The sequence below is a fragment of the Shigella sp. FC1661 genome, from assembly GCF_001712525.1.
Taxonomy (GTDB): domain Bacteria; phylum Pseudomonadota; class Gammaproteobacteria; order Enterobacterales; family Enterobacteriaceae; genus Escherichia; species Escherichia coli.
Genome location: NZ_MDGW01000239.1, coordinates 1 through 2,912 on the forward strand (window position 1 = coordinate 1; position 2,912 = coordinate 2,912).

Sequence of the window (2,912 nt, forward strand, 5' to 3'; positions counted from 1 at the left end):
GGTAAGCCCGGCGGGGTGATGTTCCACAGCGATCAGGGCAGTCATTATACGAGCAGGCAGTTCCGGCAGTTATTGTGGCGATACCAGATCAGACAGAGTATGAGCCGGCGCGGAAACTGCTGGGATAACAGCCCAATGGAACGCTTCTTCAGGAGTCTGAAGAACGAATGGATGCCGGTGGTGGGTTACGTAAGCTTCAGCGAGGCAGCTCACGCCATAACGGACTATATCGTTGGATATTACAGCGCACTAAGACCGCACGAATATAACGGTGGGTTACCCCCAAACGAATCGGAAAATCGATACTGGAAAAACTCTAACTCGGTGGCCAGTTTTTGTTGACCACTTCATTCCACCTCCACATAGCTTGCCGGGTCATTTTTGCGACCACCAACTTTAAACGGTGCGGCAGCTGAAAGCACCGGCAGTTTTGCCAGATCCGGATCGCCCTGAATGTAATGTTCGACATACGCTTTTTGCGCGTTGTTCACGACTTGCACGGTCGGATCGTCCTGCACCAGCGCCAGATAGCTATACATATTGTCGGCAGATTTACCGATTGGCTTGCTGACGAACTGGCGTGTGGCATCGTGATCGGCTTTGAGTGTTTCTACCAGCTTGCTGTCTTCCGCCGCGAGGGATTTTTTATTGGCGATGTCGTAAATCGGCCGTGCTTCCGCTTTCGCCTGCGTCACCTGCCATTTACCGCTGTCATTACTGAGTTGTAAGTCGACCACCCCAAGATGATCGCCCCACATGCCCGGCATTACCGCCGGAACACCATTCAGCGTGCCTTTGGTGATATCAGCCTCTTCGATATCAGCAAAATCTTTACCCGGGAAAACGGCGTGAGCATGGCCAAACATAATGGCGTTAACGCCCGGAATTTCACTGAGGTAATAAACTGAGTTTTCCGCCATTACTTTATACGGATCGGCAGACAGCCCGGAATGCGCCAGAACGACAACGACATCGGCACCTTTCTCGCGCATTTCAGGCACGTATTTGCGCACGGTTTCGGTAATATCATTCACCGTCACTTTTCCGGATAAATTAGCTTTATCCCAGCCCATGATTTGCGGCGGCACGACGCCAATATAGCCAATCTTCAGCGTCTGTTTTTTTCCGTCTTTATCGACCACTTCGGTATCTTTAATTAAATACGGTGTAAACATTGGCTGTTTGGTTCTGGCGTCAATGACGTTGGCATTTACATAAGGGAATTTCGCTCCCGCCAGCGCATTTTTCAGGTAATCCAGACCGTAGTTAAATTCATGATTGCCGAGTGTACCGACCGTATAATCCAGCGTATTCAGCGCCTTATAAACCGGATGAACATCACCTGCTTTTAATCCTTTCGCCGACATGTAATCGGCCAGCGGACTCCCCTGAATCAAATCGCCGTTATCGACCAGTACGCTGTTTTTCACTTCATTGCGGGCATCGTTAATCAGGCTTGCCGTACGTACCAGTCCGAATTTTTCCGTGGCGGTGTCTTTGTAATAATCGAAATCCATCATGTTGCTATGCAGATCAGTGGTTTCCATGATACGCAGATCGACCGTCGCTGCATTCACACTGGCGGCAATCAGCGTGGCCAGGAGCGTTGCGCTAAACTTAATCATCAGGGACATCCTTTTATCATCGGGAATACGAAAGAAAAGGGAGAATAAACGTCTTACTTATAGAACAGTGAAGAATGCCACAATTTTACGCTTTGAAAATGATGACACTATCACAGTTGGCGCATTCATTAACGATAGGGTATAAGTAAAACAATAAGTTAACACCGCTCACAGAGACGAGGTGGAGAAATGTTAGATCAAGTATGCCAGCTTGCACGGAATGCAGGCGATGCCATTATGCAGGTCTACGACGGGACGAAACCGATGGACGTCGTCAGCAAAGCGGACAATTCTCCGGTAACGGCAGCGGATATTGCCGCACACACCGTTATCATGGACGGTTTACGTACGCTGACACCGGATATTCCGGTCCTTTCTGAAGAAGATCCTCCCGGTTGGGAAGTCCGTCAGCACTGGCAGCGTTACTGGCTGGTAGACCCGCTGGATGGTACTAAAGAGTTTATTAAACGCAATGGCGAATTCACCGTTAACATTGCGCTCATTGACCATGGCAAACCGATTTTAGGTGTGGTGTATGCGCCGGTAATGAACGTAATGTACAGCGCGGCAGAAGGCAAGGCCTGGAAAGAAGAGTGCGGTGTGCGCAAGCAGATTCAGGTCCGCGATGCGCGCCCGCCGCTGGTGGTTATCAGCCGTTCCCATGCAGATGCGGAGCTGAAAGAGTATCTGCAACAGCTTGGCGAACATCAGACCACGTCCATCGGCTCTTCGCTGAAATTCTGCCTGGTGGCGGAAGGACAGGCGCAGCTGTACCCGCGCTTCGGACCAACGAATATTTGGGACACCGCCGCTGGACATGCTGTGGCCGCAGCTGCCGGAGCGCACGTTCACGACTGGCAGGGTAAACCGCTGGATTACACTCCGCGCGAGTCGTTCCTGAATCCTGGGTTCAGAGTGTCTATTTACTAAATTCAGATGGCAGAAACAGTGTATTTCCTGATTCTGCCATCCTGATTTCTCCCAACCTAAAAAGTTATAAATAAAAAGAGATTGTATTTAAAGTGCAAAAATTGGTAATGACTCCAACTTACTGATAGTGTTTTATGTTCAGATAATGCCCGATGACCTTGTCATGCAGCTCCACCGATTTTGAGAACGACAGTGACTTCCGTCCCAGCCTTGCCAGATGTTGTCTCAGATTCAGATTATGTCGCTCAATGCGCTGAGTAGACTGGCCCCCTGAATCTCCAGACAACCAGTATCACTTAAATAAGTGATAGTCTTAATACTAGTTTTTAGACTAGTCATTGGAGTACAGATGATTGA

At 49.4% G+C, this 2,912-nt stretch carries 2 protein-coding genes and 2 pseudogenes; 2 read left to right on the forward strand and 2 right to left on the reverse strand.

Annotated features, from left to right (window positions below; translation table 11 throughout):
• On the forward strand, positions 1–342 hold a 342-nt coding region (locus BFF42_RS14280), incomplete at its 5' end, for an integrase core domain-containing protein (protein WP_073841232.1).
• A gap of 8 nt (positions 343–350) precedes the next feature.
• Here the strand turns inward: BFF42_RS14280 and BFF42_RS14285 are convergent.
• Positions 351–1,625, reverse strand: a pseudogene (locus BFF42_RS14285) (bifunctional 2',3'-cyclic-nucleotide 2'-phosphodiesterase/3'-nucleotidase); the annotation flags it as partial.
• A 189-nt stretch (positions 1,626–1,814) separates the two neighbouring features.
• Here BFF42_RS14285 and cysQ point away from each other — a divergent pair.
• Positions 1,815–2,555 (forward strand): 3'(2'),5'-bisphosphate nucleotidase CysQ, encoded by a 741-nt coding sequence (cysQ, locus tag BFF42_RS14290; RefSeq protein ID WP_000886909.1) that lies wholly within the window; start codon positions 1,815–1,817, stop codon positions 2,553–2,555.
• 118 nt (positions 2,556–2,673) lie between these two features.
• Here cysQ and BFF42_RS14295 read toward each other — a convergent pair.
• Positions 2,674–2,814 (reverse strand): annotated as a pseudogene (locus BFF42_RS14295) (IS1 family transposase); the annotation flags it as partial.
• Between the last annotated feature and the right edge of the window lie 98 nt (positions 2,815–2,912).